This window comes from Longimycelium tulufanense (assembly GCF_014645795.1).
Taxonomy (GTDB): domain Bacteria; phylum Actinomycetota; class Actinomycetes; order Mycobacteriales; family Pseudonocardiaceae; genus Longimycelium; species Longimycelium tulufanense.
In genome coordinates, this window is sequence record NZ_BMMK01000011.1 from 115,047 (window position 1) to 131,326 (window position 16,280).

At 71.6% G+C, this 16,280-nt stretch carries 15 protein-coding genes; 5 read left to right on the forward strand and 10 right to left on the reverse strand.

The window, feature by feature from the left end; translation table 11 throughout:
• Positions 1–73 precede the first annotated feature (73 nt).
• From IEY55_RS13625 to IEY55_RS13650, 6 genes are all read right to left on the reverse strand, one after another.
• Positions 74–1,141, reverse strand: coding sequence for a DUF72 domain-containing protein (locus IEY55_RS13625; protein ID WP_189057700.1), 1,068 nt, complete (start codon positions 1,139–1,141; stop codon positions 74–76).
• Positions 1,089–1,805: a hypothetical protein gene (locus IEY55_RS13630; RefSeq protein WP_189057702.1), complete on the reverse strand. Its 717-nt coding sequence runs from the start codon at positions 1,803–1,805 to the stop codon at positions 1,089–1,091. Before IEY55_RS13630 ends, IEY55_RS13625 begins: the two co-directional genes overlap by 53 nt.
• A gap of 297 nt (positions 1,806–2,102) precedes the next feature.
• Entirely contained in the window at positions 2,103–4,220 is a 2,118-nt protein-coding gene (locus IEY55_RS13635; protein ID WP_229686341.1) for a 3-hydroxyacyl-CoA dehydrogenase NAD-binding domain-containing protein, read from the reverse strand.
• Positions 4,217–5,458, reverse strand: a complete 1,242-nt coding sequence (locus IEY55_RS13640) for a thiolase family protein (RefSeq protein ID WP_189057704.1) — start codon at positions 5,456–5,458, stop codon at positions 4,217–4,219. Before IEY55_RS13640 ends, IEY55_RS13635 begins: the two co-directional genes overlap by 4 nt.
• 258 nt (positions 5,459–5,716) lie before the next feature.
• Positions 5,717–6,961, reverse strand: a complete 1,245-nt coding sequence (locus IEY55_RS13645; protein WP_229686343.1) for an HRDC domain-containing protein — start codon at positions 6,959–6,961, stop codon at positions 5,717–5,719.
• Between the two features lie 148 nt (positions 6,962–7,109).
• The gene (locus IEY55_RS13650) at positions 7,110–7,826 is read right to left on the reverse strand and encodes a response regulator (protein ID WP_073485702.1); all 717 of its coding nucleotides are present in this window, start codon (positions 7,824–7,826) and stop codon (positions 7,110–7,112) included.
• A 255-nt stretch (positions 7,827–8,081) separates the two neighbouring features.
• Here IEY55_RS13650 and IEY55_RS13655 point away from each other — a divergent pair, with 255 nt between their 5' ends.
• Positions 8,082–9,224, forward strand: coding sequence for a dipeptidase (locus IEY55_RS13655; RefSeq protein ID WP_189057705.1), 1,143 nt, complete (start codon positions 8,082–8,084; stop codon positions 9,222–9,224).
• A 283-nt stretch (positions 9,225–9,507) separates the two neighbouring features.
• On the forward strand, positions 9,508–9,963 hold the full coding sequence (locus IEY55_RS13660; protein ID WP_189057707.1) for a hypothetical protein: 456 nt from the start codon (positions 9,508–9,510) through the stop codon (positions 9,961–9,963).
• 290 nt (positions 9,964–10,253) lie between these two features.
• On the opposite strand, the gene IEY55_RS13665 is transcribed toward IEY55_RS13660, so the two are convergent.
• Positions 10,254–10,817 (reverse strand): DUF3000 domain-containing protein, encoded by a 564-nt coding sequence (locus IEY55_RS13665; protein WP_189057709.1) that lies wholly within the window; start codon positions 10,815–10,817, stop codon positions 10,254–10,256.
• Positions 10,818–10,929: 112 nt separating this feature from the next.
• Here IEY55_RS13665 and hemE point away from each other — a divergent pair, with 112 nt between their 5' ends.
• From hemE to hemQ, 3 genes are read left to right on the forward strand one after another with little or no spacing between them, the layout of a single operon-like run.
• On the forward strand, positions 10,930–12,015 hold the full coding sequence (gene hemE / locus IEY55_RS13670; RefSeq protein ID WP_373290009.1) for a uroporphyrinogen decarboxylase: 1,086 nt from the start codon (positions 10,930–10,932) through the stop codon (positions 12,013–12,015).
• Positions 12,015–13,448, forward strand: coding sequence for a protoporphyrinogen oxidase (hemG, locus tag IEY55_RS13675; RefSeq protein WP_189057711.1), 1,434 nt, complete (start codon positions 12,015–12,017; stop codon positions 13,446–13,448). The genes hemE and hemG overlap by 1 nt, the downstream gene beginning before the upstream one ends.
• Before the next feature lie 17 nt (positions 13,449–13,465).
• On the forward strand, positions 13,466–14,158 hold the full coding sequence (hemQ, locus tag IEY55_RS13680) for a hydrogen peroxide-dependent heme synthase (RefSeq protein WP_189057713.1): 693 nt from the start codon (positions 13,466–13,468) through the stop codon (positions 14,156–14,158).
• 123 nt (positions 14,159–14,281) lie between these two features.
• On the opposite strand, the gene IEY55_RS13685 is transcribed toward hemQ, so the two are convergent.
• Genes IEY55_RS13685 through IEY55_RS13695 form a run of 3 tightly spaced genes read right to left on the reverse strand, consistent with a single transcriptional unit; the run spans position 14,282 to position 16,276 of the window.
• Complete coding sequence (locus IEY55_RS13685) at positions 14,282–14,635, reverse strand: SCO6045 C-terminal-like domain-containing protein (protein WP_189057715.1); 354 nt, start codon at positions 14,633–14,635, stop codon at positions 14,282–14,284.
• On the reverse strand, positions 14,632–15,438 hold the full coding sequence (locus IEY55_RS13690; protein ID WP_189057887.1) for an MbnB/TglH/ChrH family RiPP precursor modification enzyme: 807 nt from the start codon (positions 15,436–15,438) through the stop codon (positions 14,632–14,634). Before IEY55_RS13690 ends, IEY55_RS13685 begins: the two co-directional genes overlap by 4 nt.
• Before the next feature lie 22 nt (positions 15,439–15,460).
• Positions 15,461–16,276: a TIGR04222 domain-containing membrane protein gene (locus tag IEY55_RS13695; RefSeq protein WP_189057717.1), complete on the reverse strand. Its 816-nt coding sequence runs from the start codon at positions 16,274–16,276 to the stop codon at positions 15,461–15,463.
• Positions 16,277–16,280: the final 4 nt, after the last annotated feature.

Below are 16,280 nucleotides of genomic sequence, written 5' to 3' on the forward strand. Positions count from 1 at the left end.
TACCAAACGCATAGCGAGCTGCTCTGGGCCAAGGCAGTCAACATCGGGTTGAGCGCGATCAGCGGCGCTGTCATCACCTTGCTCGCGTACGCCGTGATCTTCCAGGCGGTTCGACTGGGGCGTCGTGTCCTTCGGCCTCGACCGGCGCAGGAGGAGCCACGCCCAACCGTCGAGACAGGTTGATGGCATCGAACGGGGCGTGGACCTTCACGTCGTTGTCGAAGTACACGTAGACGTCACGTCCCCCGGGACGTAGCGGGGCGGGCGCACCGACCGTGTGCTCGCCCCGCGGATCCTCACCGGCCCGCCACCGTCCAATCCGCTCAGCCCAATGATCGAGCGCCTGGTCCGTGTAGCCGCTGGCGTACAGTTCCTCGGCACCGTGGAGCCGGACGTAGACGAAGTCCGCCGTCACGTCCTCCAGGTAGGGCCAGGTGCCGGCGGTGTCCGCCACGACGAGCGCGATGTCGTGCTGCCGCAACAGATCCACGAACTCAGGATCGCGGAAGCTCGGATGCCGCACCTCCAGCGCGTGCCGCAGCGGCTGATCAACCTCAGCCTCCGTCCAGGCTCGTCCTTCGAGTCGGTTGTCGTGGTTTCGGGCCAAAGCCGCCGCTTCCACCGTCGTCCGTGGCAGGAGCTCGAAAAACGCCGCCAGGCGCTCCGGCTCGAACGGGAGTACGGGTGGAAGCTGCCACAACACCGGGCCAAGCTTCGGTCCGAGTGCCAGCACCCCGGACGCGAAGAAGTTGGCCAGCGGCGCCTCCACCCCATGCAGCTTCTTCATGTGCGTGATGAAACGTCCACCCTTGACTGCGAACACGAAGTCCTCGGGCGTGTGCTCCCGCCACGCCTGGTAGCTCTCCGGCCGCTGCAGCGAGTAGAAGGACCCGTTGATCTCGACCGAGGTCATCCGCTGGGACAGGTAGTCCAGCTCCAGCCGGTGCGCCAGCCCCCGCGGATAGAACTCCCCGCGCCACGGCGGATACACCCACCCCGACGTTCCAACCCGAACCCTGGCCTCCTTCGGCCCGGACGCACGCCTCGCCACATCCCTGTCATACCCCGCGTGGAGCCTGTTCGCCCGCTCAGGAGACTTCGGGTAGTCGCAGCTCGACCTGAAGCCCACGCTGGCCCTCATGACGGACGTAGCCCTCGCACAGCACTGGCCCGTCCATGGCCCATTGCTTGACCCAGCGGGCGTACCGCCCGGTCATCGCGTAGGTGAGCTCGCCACACCGGCGTCCGTCGAGGCGCACCTCGACGGCTTGTTCACCGCGATACGTGCCCTTACTGATCTCACAGAAGCCAAGCTCCAGCCGGACCGGGACAATGTCTCCCGGCACCTTCGGCTGGTAAGGCAGAAGCACGTCCTGGTGTGCCTCTTCCCTGGTGACTACGACCGTGCGCTCGGCCGGGAGCACCCGTGGCGGCTCGGCGTCCACGTCAGTCTCCGGTCCGAGAAGACTTGCCGGAGCTGCCAGGTGAAGGTGGACCCCGTAGTAGCGGTCACCACCGCCCATGATTCGTGCCGGGCAGCTCCCGATCTCTCCACGGTGCTGCAGGGCCAGCAACACCGGCTGATAGCGCGCCGCATCTGGACGTGCGAGGTACCCGACCGTCACCGCCCGGCCAAAAGAGGTCAACAGATCCACCCGGACCGCGCGCCGGTCGTACGGGTTGTGCGGTTCGGGAACGAGCAACGCCTCCGCGGGAATGGCCTCCTTGAGGTTCGAGCCCGTAACCCGGCCATCGGCGACCAGAGCCAGGGCTGGCTGATAATGCGATTCGCCAACGACCTGCATCCGTCCGTCCGTTGGGAGCGGACGGACGGTGCCCCGCACTGGTCTCTGCCTGGGGCCGAAGAGCCACGACCAGAATCCCGTTCCGAGGCCCATCGCCAGAACTCCTCTCCGCGGTCGACGCGTCCCGCCAGATATCTTGATCTTCGTGGGGGCCGCGGAGGATGTTTCAGTATTCGCTGAGCCAAACGGGGGAAATCAGTCTCGGCCGGGTAGCCAGTCCGACTCAGGCGTTGGCCCGGAAAGGCGTCGGGCCGGCCATCCGCAACGGAGGATGGCCGGCCCGAACGACGTTGCCGGTCAGGCGGTGGGCACCGAGGCCACTCCCGGGGCCAGGAACCGCTTCCCGGTCACCTTCTCCGAGATGCCGGCCCGGTCCAGGTACGGGGTGATGCCGCCGAGCCAGAACGGCCAGCCGGCGCCGAGGATCATGCACAGGTCGATGTCCTGCGCCTCGGCCACCACGCCCTCGTCCAGCATCAGCCGGATCTCCTCGGCCAGGACGGCCAGCGCGCGCTCCCGCACCTGCTCCTCGGTCTGCGCCGTGTCACCCTGCTGCCACAGCTCGGCGACCTCCGGGTCGACCTGCTGGTTGCCCTGCTCGTCCCAGGCCCAGACCGCGGTCTTGCCGGCCGCGACGAACCGCTTCATGTTCTCGCTGGCGCCGAACCGCTCCGGGAACGCGCCGTGCAGCGTCTCCGCGACGTGCAGCGCCACCGCCGGCCCGACCAGCTGCAGCAGCACCAGCGGGCTCATCGGCAGCCCCAGCGGCGCCACCGCCCGGTCCGCCACCTCGAACGGGGTGCCCTCGTCGATCGAGGCGAGCACCTCGGTCAGGAACCGGGTGAGCAGCCGGTTGACCACGAACGCCGGCGCGTCCTTGACCAGCACGCAGGATTTCTTCAGCTCCTTGCCCACCGCGAACGCCGTCGCCAGCGACGCGTCGTCGGTCCGTTCTCCACGCACGATCTCCAGCAGCGGCAGCACCGCCACCGGGTTGAAGAAGTGGAACCCGACGACCCGCTCCGGGTGCTGGAGCTTGCCGGCCATTTCGGTGACCGACAGCGAGGAGGTGTTGGTCGCCAGCACGCACTCGGGCGTGACGTGCTGCTCCAACTCGGCGAACACCTGCTGCTTGACCGACATCTCCTCGAACACGGCCTCGATGACGAAGTCCGCGTCGGCGAAGGCCGCCTTGTCCAGCGAGCCGGACACCAGCGCCTTGAGCCGGTTCGCCTCGTCGGGCGAGACCCGGCCCCTGCCCAGCAGCTTGTCGATCTCGGCGTGCACGTAACCCACGCCCTTGTCGATCCGGCCCTGGTCGATGTCGGTGAGCACCACCGGTACCTTCAGCCGCCGCACGAACAACAACGCCAGCTGGCTGGCCATCAGGCCGGCGCCGACGATGCCGACCTTGGCCACCGGCCGCGCCAAACCCTTGTCCGGCGCACCGGCCGGCCGCTTGGCCCGCTTCTGCACCAGGTTGAACGAGTACAGGCCGGCCCGCAGCTCGTCGGTCATGAGCAGGTCCGCCAGTGCCTCGTCCTCGGCGGCGAAGCCGCGGTCGAGGTCGTTCTCGCGGGCCAGCTCCAGCAGCTGCAGCGCGCGCAGCGGACCGGGCGCCGAACCGTGCGTCCTGCCCTCGACGACCGCCCGGCCGCGGGCGATCGCGGCGTCCCACGCCGCACCGCGGTCGATCTCCGGTCGCGCCGGGCTGATCTCGCCCCGGATCACCTTGGCCGCCCACAGCAGCGACTGCTCCAGGAAGTCCGCCCCGTGCAGCAGCTCGTCGAAGATGCCGAGCTGGTGCGCCTGCGCCGGCTTGAGCATCTTGTTCTGGTTGAGGGCGTTCTCCAGGACCACCGTCACCGCGGCGTCCGCGCCGATCAGGTTCGGCAGCAGCTGTGTGCCGCCCCAGCCCGGCACCAGGCCCAAAAAGCACTCCGGCAACGCGATCGCGGCCACGTTGGCCGCCACGGTCCGGTAGCGGCAGTGCAGCGCGACCTCCAGGCCACCGCCCATCGCCGCACCGTTGACGAAGGCGAAGGTCGGGACCTCGGAGTCGCGCAGCCGGCGGAACACGGTGTGGCCGGCCTGGCCGATGGCCAGCGCCTGGTCCCGCTCGGTGATCTTGCCGACGCCGGTGAGGTCGGCGCCCACGGCGAAGATGAACGGCTTGCCGGTGACGGCGATGGCCACCGGGTTACCGGCGAACGCCTCGTCCAGCGCCGTGTTCAGGCTGGCCAGCCCGCCCGGGCCGAAGGTGTTCGGCTTGGTGTGGTCGTGCCCGTTGTCCAGGGTGACCAGCGCGATCTTGCCGTCCAGGCCGGGCACCTCGACGAACCGGGTGCTGGCCAAGGTGACGACCTCGTCCGGGAAGACCGCGCTGAAGTCCACGCGGGTGAGTGCCTCGGTCACTTGTCGCCCCCGTTCCAGTGCGGGTTCTCCCAGATCACGGTGCCGCCCATGCCGATCCCGATGCACATCGTGGTCATGCCGTAGCGCACGTCCGGGCGCTCGGCAAAGTGCCGCGACAGCTGCGTCATGAGCCGGACGCCGGAGGAGGCCAGCGGGTGGCCGCACGCGATCGCGCCGCCCCACGGGTTCACCCGCGGGTCGTCGTCGGCGAGGCCGAAGTGGTCCAGGAACGCCAGGACCTGCACGGCGAACGCCTCGTTGATCTCGAACAGGCCGATGTCGTCGATGGACAGGCCGGTGCGAGCGAGCACCTTCTCGGTGGCCGGCACCGGGCCGACGCCCATGACCTCCGGGTCCACGCCGGCGAAGGCGTAGCCCACCAGCCTCATCGCGACCGGCAGGCCCAGCTCGGCCGCGGTGTCGGAGTCGGCCAGGATGCAGCCGGTGGCGCCGTCGTTGAGACCGGCGGCGTTGCCCGGGGTGACCCGGCCGTGCGGGCGGAACGGCGTCTTCAGGCCGGCCAGCGTCTCCAGCGTGGTGCCCGGCCGCGGCGGCTCGTCGGCGGTGGCCAGGCCCCAGCCGTTCGCCGCGGAGCGGGTGGCCACCGGGACCAGGTCGGCGCCGATCCTGCCGGCCTTGGCCGCGGCGTCGTACTTGGCCTGCGAGGCCACCGCGTACGCGTCGGCGCGCTCCTTGGTCAGGTGCGGGAACCGGTCGTGCAGGTTCTCCGCGGTCTGGCCCATCACCAGTGCCGAGGGGTCGACCAGCTTGTCGGCCAGGAACCGCGGGTTGGGGTCGACGCCCTCACCCATCGGGTGGCGACCCATGTGCTCGACACCGCCGGCGATCACCACGTCGTAGGCACCGAAGGCGATACCGCTCGCGCTGGTGGTCACCGCCGTCATGGCGCCGGCGCACATCCGGTCGATCGCGTAGCCGGGCACCGACTTCGGCAGCCCGGCCAGGATGGCGGCGGTACGGCCGATCGTCAGGCCCTGATCGCCGATCTGGGTGGTGGCGGCGACGGCCACCTCGTCAACGCGCTGCGGCGGCAGCTCGGGATGCCGCCGCAGCAACTCGCGGATGACCTTGACGACCAGGTCGTCGGCGCGGGTCTCGGCGTAGATGCCCTTCGGGCCGGCCTTGCCGAACGGCGTGCGGACGCCGTCGACGAAAACCACGTTCCGAACGGCGCGCGCACTGGTGCCGGACGATGCCGGCGCAGCGGGTGCGGCCACGGCGTGCTCCTCCACAGGTACGGGCAACAACATGCGGCTCCAGCGGACGCACGGAATGGCCGCGCGCCATCGCTACTGGCCGGTAACCGGCACTCTAGCCGTCGTTACTGGCGGGTAACCACAGGTGTCGCTCTGTTGGGTCGCTCACACCAGCTTGCCCTCGGTGCACACACCCACCGAGCCCCGAGCACATTGACGCCGGAACCGCAGGTCCTCCCTATTACTACGAGTAGCACCCTGTTCGGTCGTCGCCGCGAGTCACGCCGGGGTGGCGTGCATCGCCTCGCTCAACGCCTCCGCCGTCATGTCGATCTGCCAGTTCCGCGCACCCCCGGTCCGCAGGGCCGCGGCCACTCCCGCAGGGGACACGTCCGCCGGTGGCTGCCAGCAGGTGCGGCGCACCAGATCCGGGCTGAGCAGGTTCTCCACCGGCAACCGGTGCTGCGAGGCGATTCCGGTCAACACCGCCCGGGCCGCCGTGAGCCGCGCCGCCGCGACCGGGTCGCGGTCCGCCCACCGGTTGGGCGGGGGAGGGCCGTCGTGGGCCGGCGACGGGTCCGGCAGCTCCTTCTTGGGCAACCGGCGGGCCCGCTCCAACGCACCCATCCAGACCCCGGCCAGCTTGCGTTGCGCCCGGCCCCGGTACACCGGCAGCTTCAACAGCTCGGCGATGCCCTCCGGGTTCGCGCCCACCGCGTCGACGATCGCGCTGTCCGGCAACACCCGGCCCGGGGCGATGTCCCGCTCCCGGGCGATGGCGTCCCTGGCCTCCCACAACGCACGAACCGCCGCAAGCTGGCGCGGCGAGCGCAGCTTGTGGATGCCCGAGGTACGCCGCCACGGCTCCGCGCGCGGCTGCGGGGGCGGCGCGGTGCGCACCGCCTCGAACTCCTCCAACGCCCACGCGAGCTTGCCCTGCGCGGTCAGCTCCTCCTCCAACGCCGCACGCAGCGGGATCAGCAGCTCGACGTCCAGCGCCGCATAGGTGAGCCAGTCGGCCGGCAGCGGGCGGCGGGACCAGTCGGCGGCGCCGTGCCCCTTCTCCAACCGGTAACCCAGCATGCGCTCGACCAGGGCACCCAACGCCACCCGATCGAAGCCGGCCAGCCGGCCGGCCAGCTCGGTGTCGAACAACGTCTCCGGCCGCAGGCCCAGCTCGGCCAGGCACGGCAGGTCCTGGGAGGCGGCGTGCACCACCCACTCCGTGCCGGCCAACGACTCCACCAGCGGATCCAGCCGGCCGCCCAGGGCGATCGGGTCCACCAGCACGGTGCCCGCGCCGTCCCGGCGCAGCTGCACCAGGTAGGCCCGCTGCGAGTAGCGATAACCAGAGGCACGCTCGGTGTCCACCGCGACCGGTCCGCCGGCCGCGGCCAGGTTCCGGGCGACGCGCCGTAGCGCGGCCGGGTCGGCCACCACGGGCGGCACCCCGCCGGCGGGCTCCGTCAGCGGCACCGGCTCGGGGTCACCGGATCCGGCGGTGTCGGCGTAGGGAACTTCCACGGCGGCAGACCCTACGACGAAACGGGCCCTCCGTGCCGGCGTTTCCGACCGGAGGTCCGTCGGGTGGCGGCATGCGCAGGGCCACCCGACGGCCCCGGGACGCGCCGTCCCGGGGCCGTCGGGCCAACGCCCGTGCCGGGCGGCCGTGCTACCGGATCACACCGGCCCGCATGGCCAGCGCGACCATCTGCGCACGGTCGCCGGTGCCCAGCTTGCGCCCGATCCGCGACAGGTGACTCTTCACCGTGAGCGCGGACAGGTTGAGCGCTTCCCCGATCTCCTTGTTGGACCGGCCATCAGCCACCAGCTGCAGCACCTCCACCTCGCGCGCGGAAAGCTCCCGCGGCGTGTTGTCGGTGCCGGGCACCCTGGTGCCGGCGGCCAGTACCGGAGCGACGCTCGGATCGGCGTACACGCCGCCGTCGAGGACCCGCCGCACGCCGTCCGTGACCACCATCGGCGAGGCGGACTTCAGCAGGTACGCCTGGGCGCCTGCCTGGAAGGCCGCCCGGACCGCATACGGGTCGTCGGACGAGGCGAGGACCACGATCCGCGGCCAGCCCTGGGCACGGAGCTCCGTGACCAGGTCGATGCCGCTCCCGTCCGGGAGACCGAGGTCGAGGATGGCGAGGTCGCACGGGCCCGTCGCCAGGGCACGCGCCCTGGCCTCGGCCACCGATGCGGCCTCGTGTACGGTGCCCGCGCCCATCTGCTGCAGCCGGGCGGCGATGGCCTCCCGCAGCAGTGGATGGTCGTCGACCACCAACACCGAAAACAGCTCTTCCCGCGGGTGCGGGACCATGTTCGCCGGCAACGAGCCGGCTGGCGTGGTTCGAACGGCCTGACCTAAGCCGACGGCAGCCACGTCACTACCTCCCTGGAGTCGGTCGTGCCCCCCGACCGGCACCGGGACTCTCGACCGATCAGCCGCGCCACTGATCGACCGAAAGTGGTGTCGACGTCAGGCAGCGTAGCCGCCCGAGGGGTTCTGCGGGACGATCAATCGGGTATCTATCCCGATCGAGTTGTGACGGGGGCCCTCCCGGATAGCACGATCGTGGGAACCAACCGCACCTCGCTAACGACGCAGCGCTGTCCGACGACTAACTGGAGTTGTCTAGTGCCGACGGAAGACGCTCTCGCGTGTGCCCGGGCCCTGCTCCGTGACGCACCCCTGGTGGACGGTCACAACGACCTTCCCTGGGCGCTGCGCGAGGGCGTCGGCGGTGACCTGGACCGGATCGATCTGGCCCGGGAACAGCCGAGCTTCCACACCGACCTGGCCCGGCTCCGCCGCGGGGGAGTAGGGGTGCAGTTCTGGTCCGTCTGGGTGCCCGGCCAGCTCGCCGGCGACGCCGCCGTCACCACCACCCTGGAGCAGGTCGAGCTGGTCCACGAGCTGATTCGCCGCTACCCCGAACGCCTCGGCTTCGCCGGGTCCGCGGCCGAGGCCGAGCGCCTCGCCGCGGGTGGCCGGGTCGCGTCCCTGCTCGGCGCCGAGGGCGGGCACTGCATCGGCGGCTCGTTGGGCGCGCTCCGGGCGCTGTACCGGCTCGGCGTGCGGTACCTGACGCTCACCCACAACCAGAACGTGCCCTGGGCCGACTCCGCCACCGACGTGCCGGCCGCCGGCGGGTTGACCGGTTTCGGCCGCGAGGTGGTCCGGGAGATGAACCGCCTGGGCATGCTGGTCGACCTCTCCCACGTGGCCGAGACGACCATGCACGACGCGTTGGACGTCTCCGCGGCGCCGGTGTTGTTCAGCCACTCGTCCTGCCGGGCGGTCGCCGAGCACCCCCGCAACGTGCCGGACGACGTCCTCACCCGGTTGGCCGACAACGGCGGGGTGTGCATGATCACGTTCGTGCCGGCATTCGTCTCGCCCGAGCTGGCCGCCTGGCACGCCGAGCTGCGGGCGGAGATGGAACGGGCCGGCGAGGACTACCGCGACCTCACCGCCCGGGACGTGGCCGCCCACCGGCGTGCCGAACGGCACCCACGGCCCGGGGCGACCCTCGAGCAGGTGGTCGAGCACGTCGAGCACGCCCGCGAGGTTGCCGGCATCGACCACATCGGCCTCGGTGGCGACTACGACGGTGCCGGTGAGTTCCCACCCGGCCTGTCGGACGTGACCGGCTACCCGCGCCTGGTCGTCGCCCTGCTGGACCGCGGCTGGAGCGAGGACGACTGTACGAAGCTGGCCGGCCGCAACGCCCTGCGCGTCCTCCGCGACGCCGAGGACGTCGCCGCGAAGCTCCGTTGAGCACGTCGGCCCGTCCGACGGCGGCCGGCACGTCACGCCGGGAGACGTCCCGAAGGCCCGCGTCCGCCCCCGGCGCGACCCCGCCCGGCACGAAGAGCATTTCGTGTCGTAGATATGTTGCCGCCTGAACAAGTTGTCGGGCGCGCATCAAATTGCGTCCAGATGGGTAGCTTTTTTATGTTTCTTTCCGTGGTGTGGATCACCGCGATGACCACTCATTCTCGACTATTGTGGAAATTGGAGGTCCGTTCAACTGTCACGCAGGGAATGGAGAATGGGTCACATGTTCGCAATTGTTCGACGACTCGCGGTGGTCGGTGCCGCACTGGGTGTGGGCGCGTGCGTGGCCACCGCGGGCGCCGGTGTCGCGATGGCGCAGCAGGTCACGTCCGGCCAGGCGGGGGTGCAGATGGCGCCGCTGTCCGTCCGACACGAGGCAGGGCACTCGGTCATCAGCGTCACCAACGGCGGGGGATACGTCCTTCGCGCCTATGTCGACTACACGCAGAATGGTACAAAGCACGAGTTGTTCGACGCCAAGAGCCTGGGGTTCACGGCGGATTTCGATGTTCCGGACGACGCAACCGACGTGACCATGCGGCTGGACGTGTACGGAGCGCTTTTCCCCGACCACACGTTCTACACGAAGCACTGGGATTCGTTGGCCGAAGGCCAGCACAGGTGCTTCAAAACCTGGGGAACCGCATTTGACGGCTACGCCGCCGAAGTAGCGTGCTGAGCACGCCGGTCAACATCGGCTGAGTTCGGCTGGCGGGTTCGAGGGACGGGCTTCCACGGCCACCTGCCCCAGGTTCGCCGCTCTCGGTGGTCGCTCGTGGGCAGGTTCGGCGGCTTCGGCTGCCGAACCTGCCCACGCCCGCGTCCCGGGCGGGGCCGCGCCGTCCGTCGACCCGCGCGACCGGCCCCGTGGGGCGGAGCGGCTCGCTGGCACCCAGGCGCCAAGGCGGCCCGCCCGGGCGGGCCTGGGGCTGGCTCGGTCGCGCGGTGCCCGGCGGCCGTCCCGGCGGTTCAGCCGCTCTGCCGCTGGCCGAGGTAGGCGACGCCCACCGGCGGCAGGCCGGCCGCGTTGGCCAACAGCTCGCAGAACGCCTCGCCGTGCGGTGCCAGGTCGGTGTCCAGCGCGGTCCACGACCCCCGCAGCTCCAGGTCGTGGGTGTGCGGGGGGCCGGAGATGTGGCCGAAGCGGGCCGAGGAGGTCAGCGTGATCGTGCCGCCCAGGGCCACGTGCTCGGCCCCGCAGCCCTCCAGCGCCTCGGTGAGCCACGACCAGCCCACGTCCGGCAGCAGCGGGTCGGTCACCACCTCGGGGTCGAGCTCGGCCCGCGCGTAGACGACCAGCCGTAACACCCCGCCCCACGCCTCGTCGCCGTCCGGGTCGTGCAGCAGCACGAGCCGGCCGGTGGCCAGCTCGCCGGCCGGCCCGTCGACCTCGGCGGCGAGCGCGAACGTCCAGGGGGCGAGCCGCTGCGGCGGGCGCACCTCGTCCAGCTCCACCTCGGGCCGCGGCCGCACCGAACGCAACGCCGCCACCGCCCGTCGGAAAACCTCGGGCACTCCCGACAACCCGGTCACGGGGCTGACTGTATGCCCGGACCCCGGTCCAGGGCGGCCAGACGCGCCGACCCTGACGTGGTCGTGAAGGCGAGGCGGGTCAGCCCGGTGCTGCCGCGGCACCCGTGCGACGATGGGCGGCGAGATGACGAACGGCGAGAAGAACGTAGCGCCGGTCTCGGGCCGCCGGGACCTCACCAACGCTCCCCTCCTGGTCGCCGCGCGCGGTGGAACGCCGGCGCGGATCCCGGTGTGGTTCATGCGCCAGGCCGGCCGCTCGCTGCCGGAGTACCGGGCGGTGCGCAGGGGCATCCCGATGCTGGAAGCCTGTTTCACCCCGGACCTGGCCTGCGAGATCACCCTGCAGCCGGTGCGGCGGCACGGGGTGGACGCCGCGATCCTGTTCAGCGACATCGTGGTGCCGTTGGTGGCCGCCGGGGTGCAGTTGGACATCGTGGCCGGGGTCGGGCCGGTGGTGCCCTTCCCGGTGCGGTCCACCGCCGATGTGGCCGGGTTGCCGAAGCTGGAGCCGGAGCAGGTGGAGCCGGTCGCACAGACCGTGCGCCTGCTCGTCGGCGAGCTGGGCGACACCCCGTTGATCGGGTTCGCCGGGGCCCCCTTCACGCTGGCCTCCTACCTCGTCGAGGGTGGCCCCAGCCGACACCACGAGCGCACCAAGGCCCTCATGCACTCCGACCCGCAGACCTGGCACGAGCTGCTGGACCGGCTGGCCGAGATCACCCTGGAGTTCCTGCGGGTGCAGGTGGCGGCCGGCGTGGACGCCGTCCAGCTCTTCGACTCCTGGGCCGGGGCGCTGCCGGCGGCCGACTACCGGCGGTTCGTGTTGCCGCACTCGCGACGGGTGCTGGCCGGACTGGCCGACGCGGGGATTCCGCGCATCCACTTCGGCGTGGGTACCGGGGAGCTGCTCGGCGCCATGCGCGAGGCGGGCGCGGACGTCGTCGGCGTCGACTGGCGGGTGCCGCTCGACGCGGCGGCGGGTCGGGTCCCCGGGGCCGCGCTGCAGGGCAACCTCGACCCGGCACTGCTGTTCGCCGGCGCGGAGGTGGTCGAGACGGAGGTACGGCGGGTCGTAACGCAGGGCCGCGCCGCCACCGGGCACATCTTCAACCTGGGGCACGGCGTCCTGCCCGAGACCGACCCGGACGTGTTGACCCGCGTGGTCGAGCTGGTGCACTCGCTGGAGCCGGCCGGGTGATGACCGGACCGCGGGTGCTCGTTGTCGGCGGGGGCGTCACCGGGCTCGCCGCGGCCCACCGGCTGCGCGTGCTGCTCGGTGACGAGGCCCGGATCGTCGTCGTCGAGCAGTCCGACCGGCTGGGCGGCAAGCTGCGCACGGTCGACCTGGCCGGGGTTGCCTACGACGTGGGCGCGGAGGCGTTCCTGGTCCGCCGTCCCGAGATGGTGGACCTGGTCACCGAGGTGCGCCTGGCCGACCAGCTGGTGCACCCGGCGCTCGCCGCGGCCACGGTGCACGCGGGTGACCACACCGTCCCCCTCCCGAGGGGCACCGTGATGGGCGTTCCGGCCTCCGCCGACGCCGTACGCGAGGTGCTGTCCCCTGCGGCGGTGGCGCGCGTCGCCGGCGAACCCGAACTCCCGCCGCTCGACCTGCGGGGCGCCGACGTGTCGGTCGGCCGGCTCCTGCGGGAGCGGCTGGGGGATGAGGTGGTGGACCGCCTGGTCGACCCGCTGCTGGGTGGGGTTTACGCCGGTCGTGCCGACGAGCTGGGCCTGCGCGCCACCATGCCGCAGCTGGCGGCGGCGCTCGAGCGCGGTGCCGGCTCGCTGCTGCGTGCCGCCGCCGAGGTGGTCTCGGCACCGGACCCGCGGGCATCGTCACGGCCGGACGCGGCAGGGCCACCGGTGTTCGGCACGTTGCGCGGCGGGCTGGGCACGCTGGTGACCCGGTTGGTGGAGACCTCGCGTGCGGACATCCGGCTCGGGTTGCCGGTCCGTGCGCTGGACCGGCACGACCACGGTTGGCGGGTCGAGATCGGCGTCGCGTCGTGGCCGGAGGTCCTCGACGTCGACGTCGTGGTGCTGGCCGTGCCCGCGCCGGCGGCCCGCCGGCTGTTGGCCAGGGTCGTGCCCGCGGCCGCGGCGGCGTTCACCCGCGTCGAGGTGGCCTCGATGGCGGTCGTCGCGATGGCGTTGCCCGCCAAGGCGCGGCTGCCCGAGTCCAGCGGGGTGCTGCTCGCCGAAGGGGAGTGGCACGCCGACGGGACGCCGTTCACGGCAAAGGCGTTCACCTTCTCCAGCCGGAAGTGGGAACACTTCGGGGAGCCGGTGCTGGTGCGTGGCTCCGTTGGGCGGTTCGGCGAGGCGTCGGCCCTGCGTCGCAGCGACACCGAACTCGTGCAGGCGGTGCGCGCCGATCTCGCCGAGCTGACCGGGGTGCGCGCCAAGCCGCTGGACGTTCGGGTGGTGCGCTGGGGCGGTGGGCTCCCGCAGTACGGCGTGGGCCATACCGCGACCGTGGCCGAAATCGAGCGCTCGGTGGCGGAGATTCCCGGCCTGGCAGTCGCCGGTGCCGCGCTGCACGGCGTGGGCCTGCCCGCGTGCGTGGCCACCGCGGACGCGGCCGCGCACCGTGTCGCCGCCCACCTCTCGGCCACGGTTTCCCACTGAAGTGGGACGATGAGGGCATGGCCCGCCTCAACTACGCCGAGCTGAACAACACCATTCGGTACACGATGTGGTCGGTCTTCCGCATCCAGCCGGGTGCGTTGCCCGCCGACCGCGAGCCCGCCGCCCGCGAGGCACAGGAATACCTGGACGCGTTGGAGGGCAAGGGTGTCGTGGTCCGCGGCGTCTACGACGTTGCCGGGCTGCGGGCCGACGCCGACTACATGATCTGGTGGCACGGCGAGGAGATCGAGCAGGTGCAGGCCGCCTACACCGGCTTCCGCCGCACCGCCCTGGGCCGCGCATCCACGCCGGTCTGGAGCAATGTCGCGCTGCACCGGCCCGCCGAGTTCAACAAGAGCCACATCCCGGCGTTCCTGGCGGGCGAGGAGCCGCGCAAGTACCTGTGCGTCTACCCGTTCGTCCGGTCCTACGAGTGGTACCTGCTCCCGGACGAGGAGCGGCGCAGGATGCTGGCCGAGCACGGCCGGGAGGCCCGGGACTATCCGGATGTGCGGGCGAACACGGTGGCCTCGTTCGCGCTCGGCGACTACGAGTGGATCCTCGCCTTCGAGGCTGACGAGCTGCACCGCATCGTGGACCTGATGCGGCACCTGCGCGGCACCGACGCCCGTCGGCACGTACGCGAGGAGATCCCCTTCTTCACCGGCACCCGCCTCCCGGTGGGCGACCTCGTCATCAACCTGCCCTGATGCTGGCCCGGTTACCGCGGGCCGCGGTCGCCCTCGTGTGGCTCTACGAGGGCCTGTGGGCGAAGGACCGCGGCGGGGGATGGATGTTCGTACCGCCCAGCCGCGGCGGGTGCTCGCCGGTCCTTAGCTGCGAAACCGGTGCCACCAGCGGCTGGGGGAGCGGGGAACGTCGTCCCGGTGGGCCAGCCAGCGGGCGAAGGCATCGGCGTCGTCCCGTGCCGTCGTGCCGGTTCGCCTGGGGTGCTGGCGCGCATAGCTGTCGAACAGGGTGGCAAACCGGTCGCCGAGCTGGTCGAGTAGTTCCGGGCGCAGGTTCGCGACGACCCGCCGCCGCTTGCGCCGCAGCGCTTCCGCCTGTGCCCGCAGCCGTTCCGGCGCGAACCCGGGCGGAGCTTCAGCGTTCTCCAGGAGAGCGCGGAGCAGGGCCACCTGTGCCGCCGCGAGCCGCTCGCGAGCCCCCTCGGGGGGCCCACTCACGCCGCGGGTTCCACGACGGCGCGGATCGATGCGATCTCCGCCGCCAGTTCGGCGTCGGCCGGATAGCGGTCGTCGCGTTCCAACAACACACCCGGTGGTTCGACCCGATGACGCAGCTCCCCAAGTAGTTCCAACACCGGCTGCGGCACGGGATGCGCGTGCGTGTCGTGGTAGAGCCCCTGGTGGTCCTGCCCACCCGCCACGTGCACGTACGCCAGCTGCTCCAGCGGCACGGTGTCGAGGAACTCCCGCGGGTCGTGGCCGAGGTTGCGCGCATTGACGTACAGGTTGTGTACGTCGACCAGCAACCAGCATCCGGTCCGCTCGACCAGCTCCGCCAAGAACTGCCCCTCGGTCAACTCGGCGTCGGGCCACTCCACCAGCGCGGCCACGTTCTCCAACGCCAGCGGTACGGGAAGCTCCGCCTGTGCGTCCAACACGTTGGCCACCAACACATCCAACGTGTCGCGGGTGCGGGGAATGGGCAGCAGGTGCCCCGCCTCCATCCCACCCCCTCGCACGAAGGCGATGTGGTCGCTCACCAGTGGCGCGCCGAGGGCATCGGCCGCTGCGGCAAGGTGCGCAACGCGGGAACGGTCCACCGGGTCCGCCCCACCCAGCGAGAGCGACACGGCGTGCGGCAGCACCGGAATGCCGCGTTCCATCAGAAGCCGCAACGACTCCGGAAGCGACCAGCCACGCACGTTCTCCGCGATCACCTCGACGAACTCCACACCGGGCAACCGTTCCACGGTGAGGTCGATCTCCGGGCGCCAACCGATGCCGACACCCAGCCGAGGCAGCACGGACACCACAACACCTCCACTACGACGAGGAGCACGACGAAGACGAGGGCCAGCACCAGGCCCAGGCGCGCTCACCGCGCCGGGAGAGCGCGCGGCGCAGCGGCGAGTCCGGATGCGCGGCCAGGCCGCCGACCGCCACCTGGCCCGCGGCACCGGCCATGGCCGCGGCCAGCTGGGGCGGCGGGGCGGCACCGGTGCGCCGTGCCTCCTCGACGTCGTGGAGCACACGCTGGCCCAGGGGAGTTGCGACGCCGGGAGGGAACTGGTGCAGCAGTACGGCGAAAAGCTCTGTGACGAGGACCAGACCGGCAAGGCCGGGTCGATGCGCGCCGACACCCAGGACCAGGTGGAGGCCCATGGCCGCGGCCAAGCCGTGGAGCGGCGTCGTGGACAACCAGCGGGCCCGGCGCACGTCTGCCGGCGGCGCGGCGAGCCCGCGCTCGACCAGCCAGCGGCCCAGGAAGTCGACGGCGGGGGAGGCGGCCAGGCAGGTCACGAGCCGATCCGCCGGCACTCCACCCGGGACGGCGGTGAGCGCCAGCAGGTGAGCGTCCACCGCATCGACCTGGCCGGTCGGATCGGTGACGACCCGGCCGGTCGCATGGACGCGGCCGTGCCGGGACACCCGCAACGCATCATGGTCCACCAGGCGGGTCAGCGCCGTGTCCGCCACCCGCCGCGGGCCGCCGGAAAGGTAGGCGACCTCATAGAGGTCGAGCGGACGTTCCAACGGCAACCAGTCCCGGGGCCGGGTGACGTGTTGCCGGAGCCAGCACCCCCAGACGGTTCCGCCAACAAGAAGAAGGGCGTACCACACCAGGCTCGTCGCGTTCATTGCG

Bases quoted from the DNA above. Each gene is read 5' to 3' on its own strand.
- hemQ (WP_189057713.1), top strand. From the start codon at position 13,466: ATGGCCCGCCTCAACTACGCCGAGCTGAACAACACCATTCGGTACACG.
- hemG (WP_189057711.1), top strand. From the start codon at position 12,015: ATGACCGGACCGCGGGTGCTCGTTGTCGGCGGGGGCGTCACCGGGCTC.
- hemE (WP_373290009.1), top strand. From the start codon at position 10,930: ATGGGCGGCGAGATGACGAACGGCGAGAAGAACGTAGCGCCGGTCTCG.
- IEY55_RS13630 (WP_189057702.1), bottom strand. From the start codon at position 1,805: ATGCAGGTCGTTGGCGAATCGCATTATCAGCCAGCCCTGGCTCTGGTC.
- IEY55_RS13660 (WP_189057707.1), top strand. From the start codon at position 9,508: ATGTTCGCAATTGTTCGACGACTCGCGGTGGTCGGTGCCGCACTGGGT.
- IEY55_RS13625 (WP_189057700.1), bottom strand. From the start codon at position 1,141: ATGAGGGCCAGCGTGGGCTTCAGGTCGAGCTGCGACTACCCGAAGTCT.
- IEY55_RS13695 (WP_189057717.1), bottom strand. From the start codon at position 16,276: ATGAACGCGACGAGCCTGGTGTGGTACGCCCTTCTTCTTGTTGGCGGA.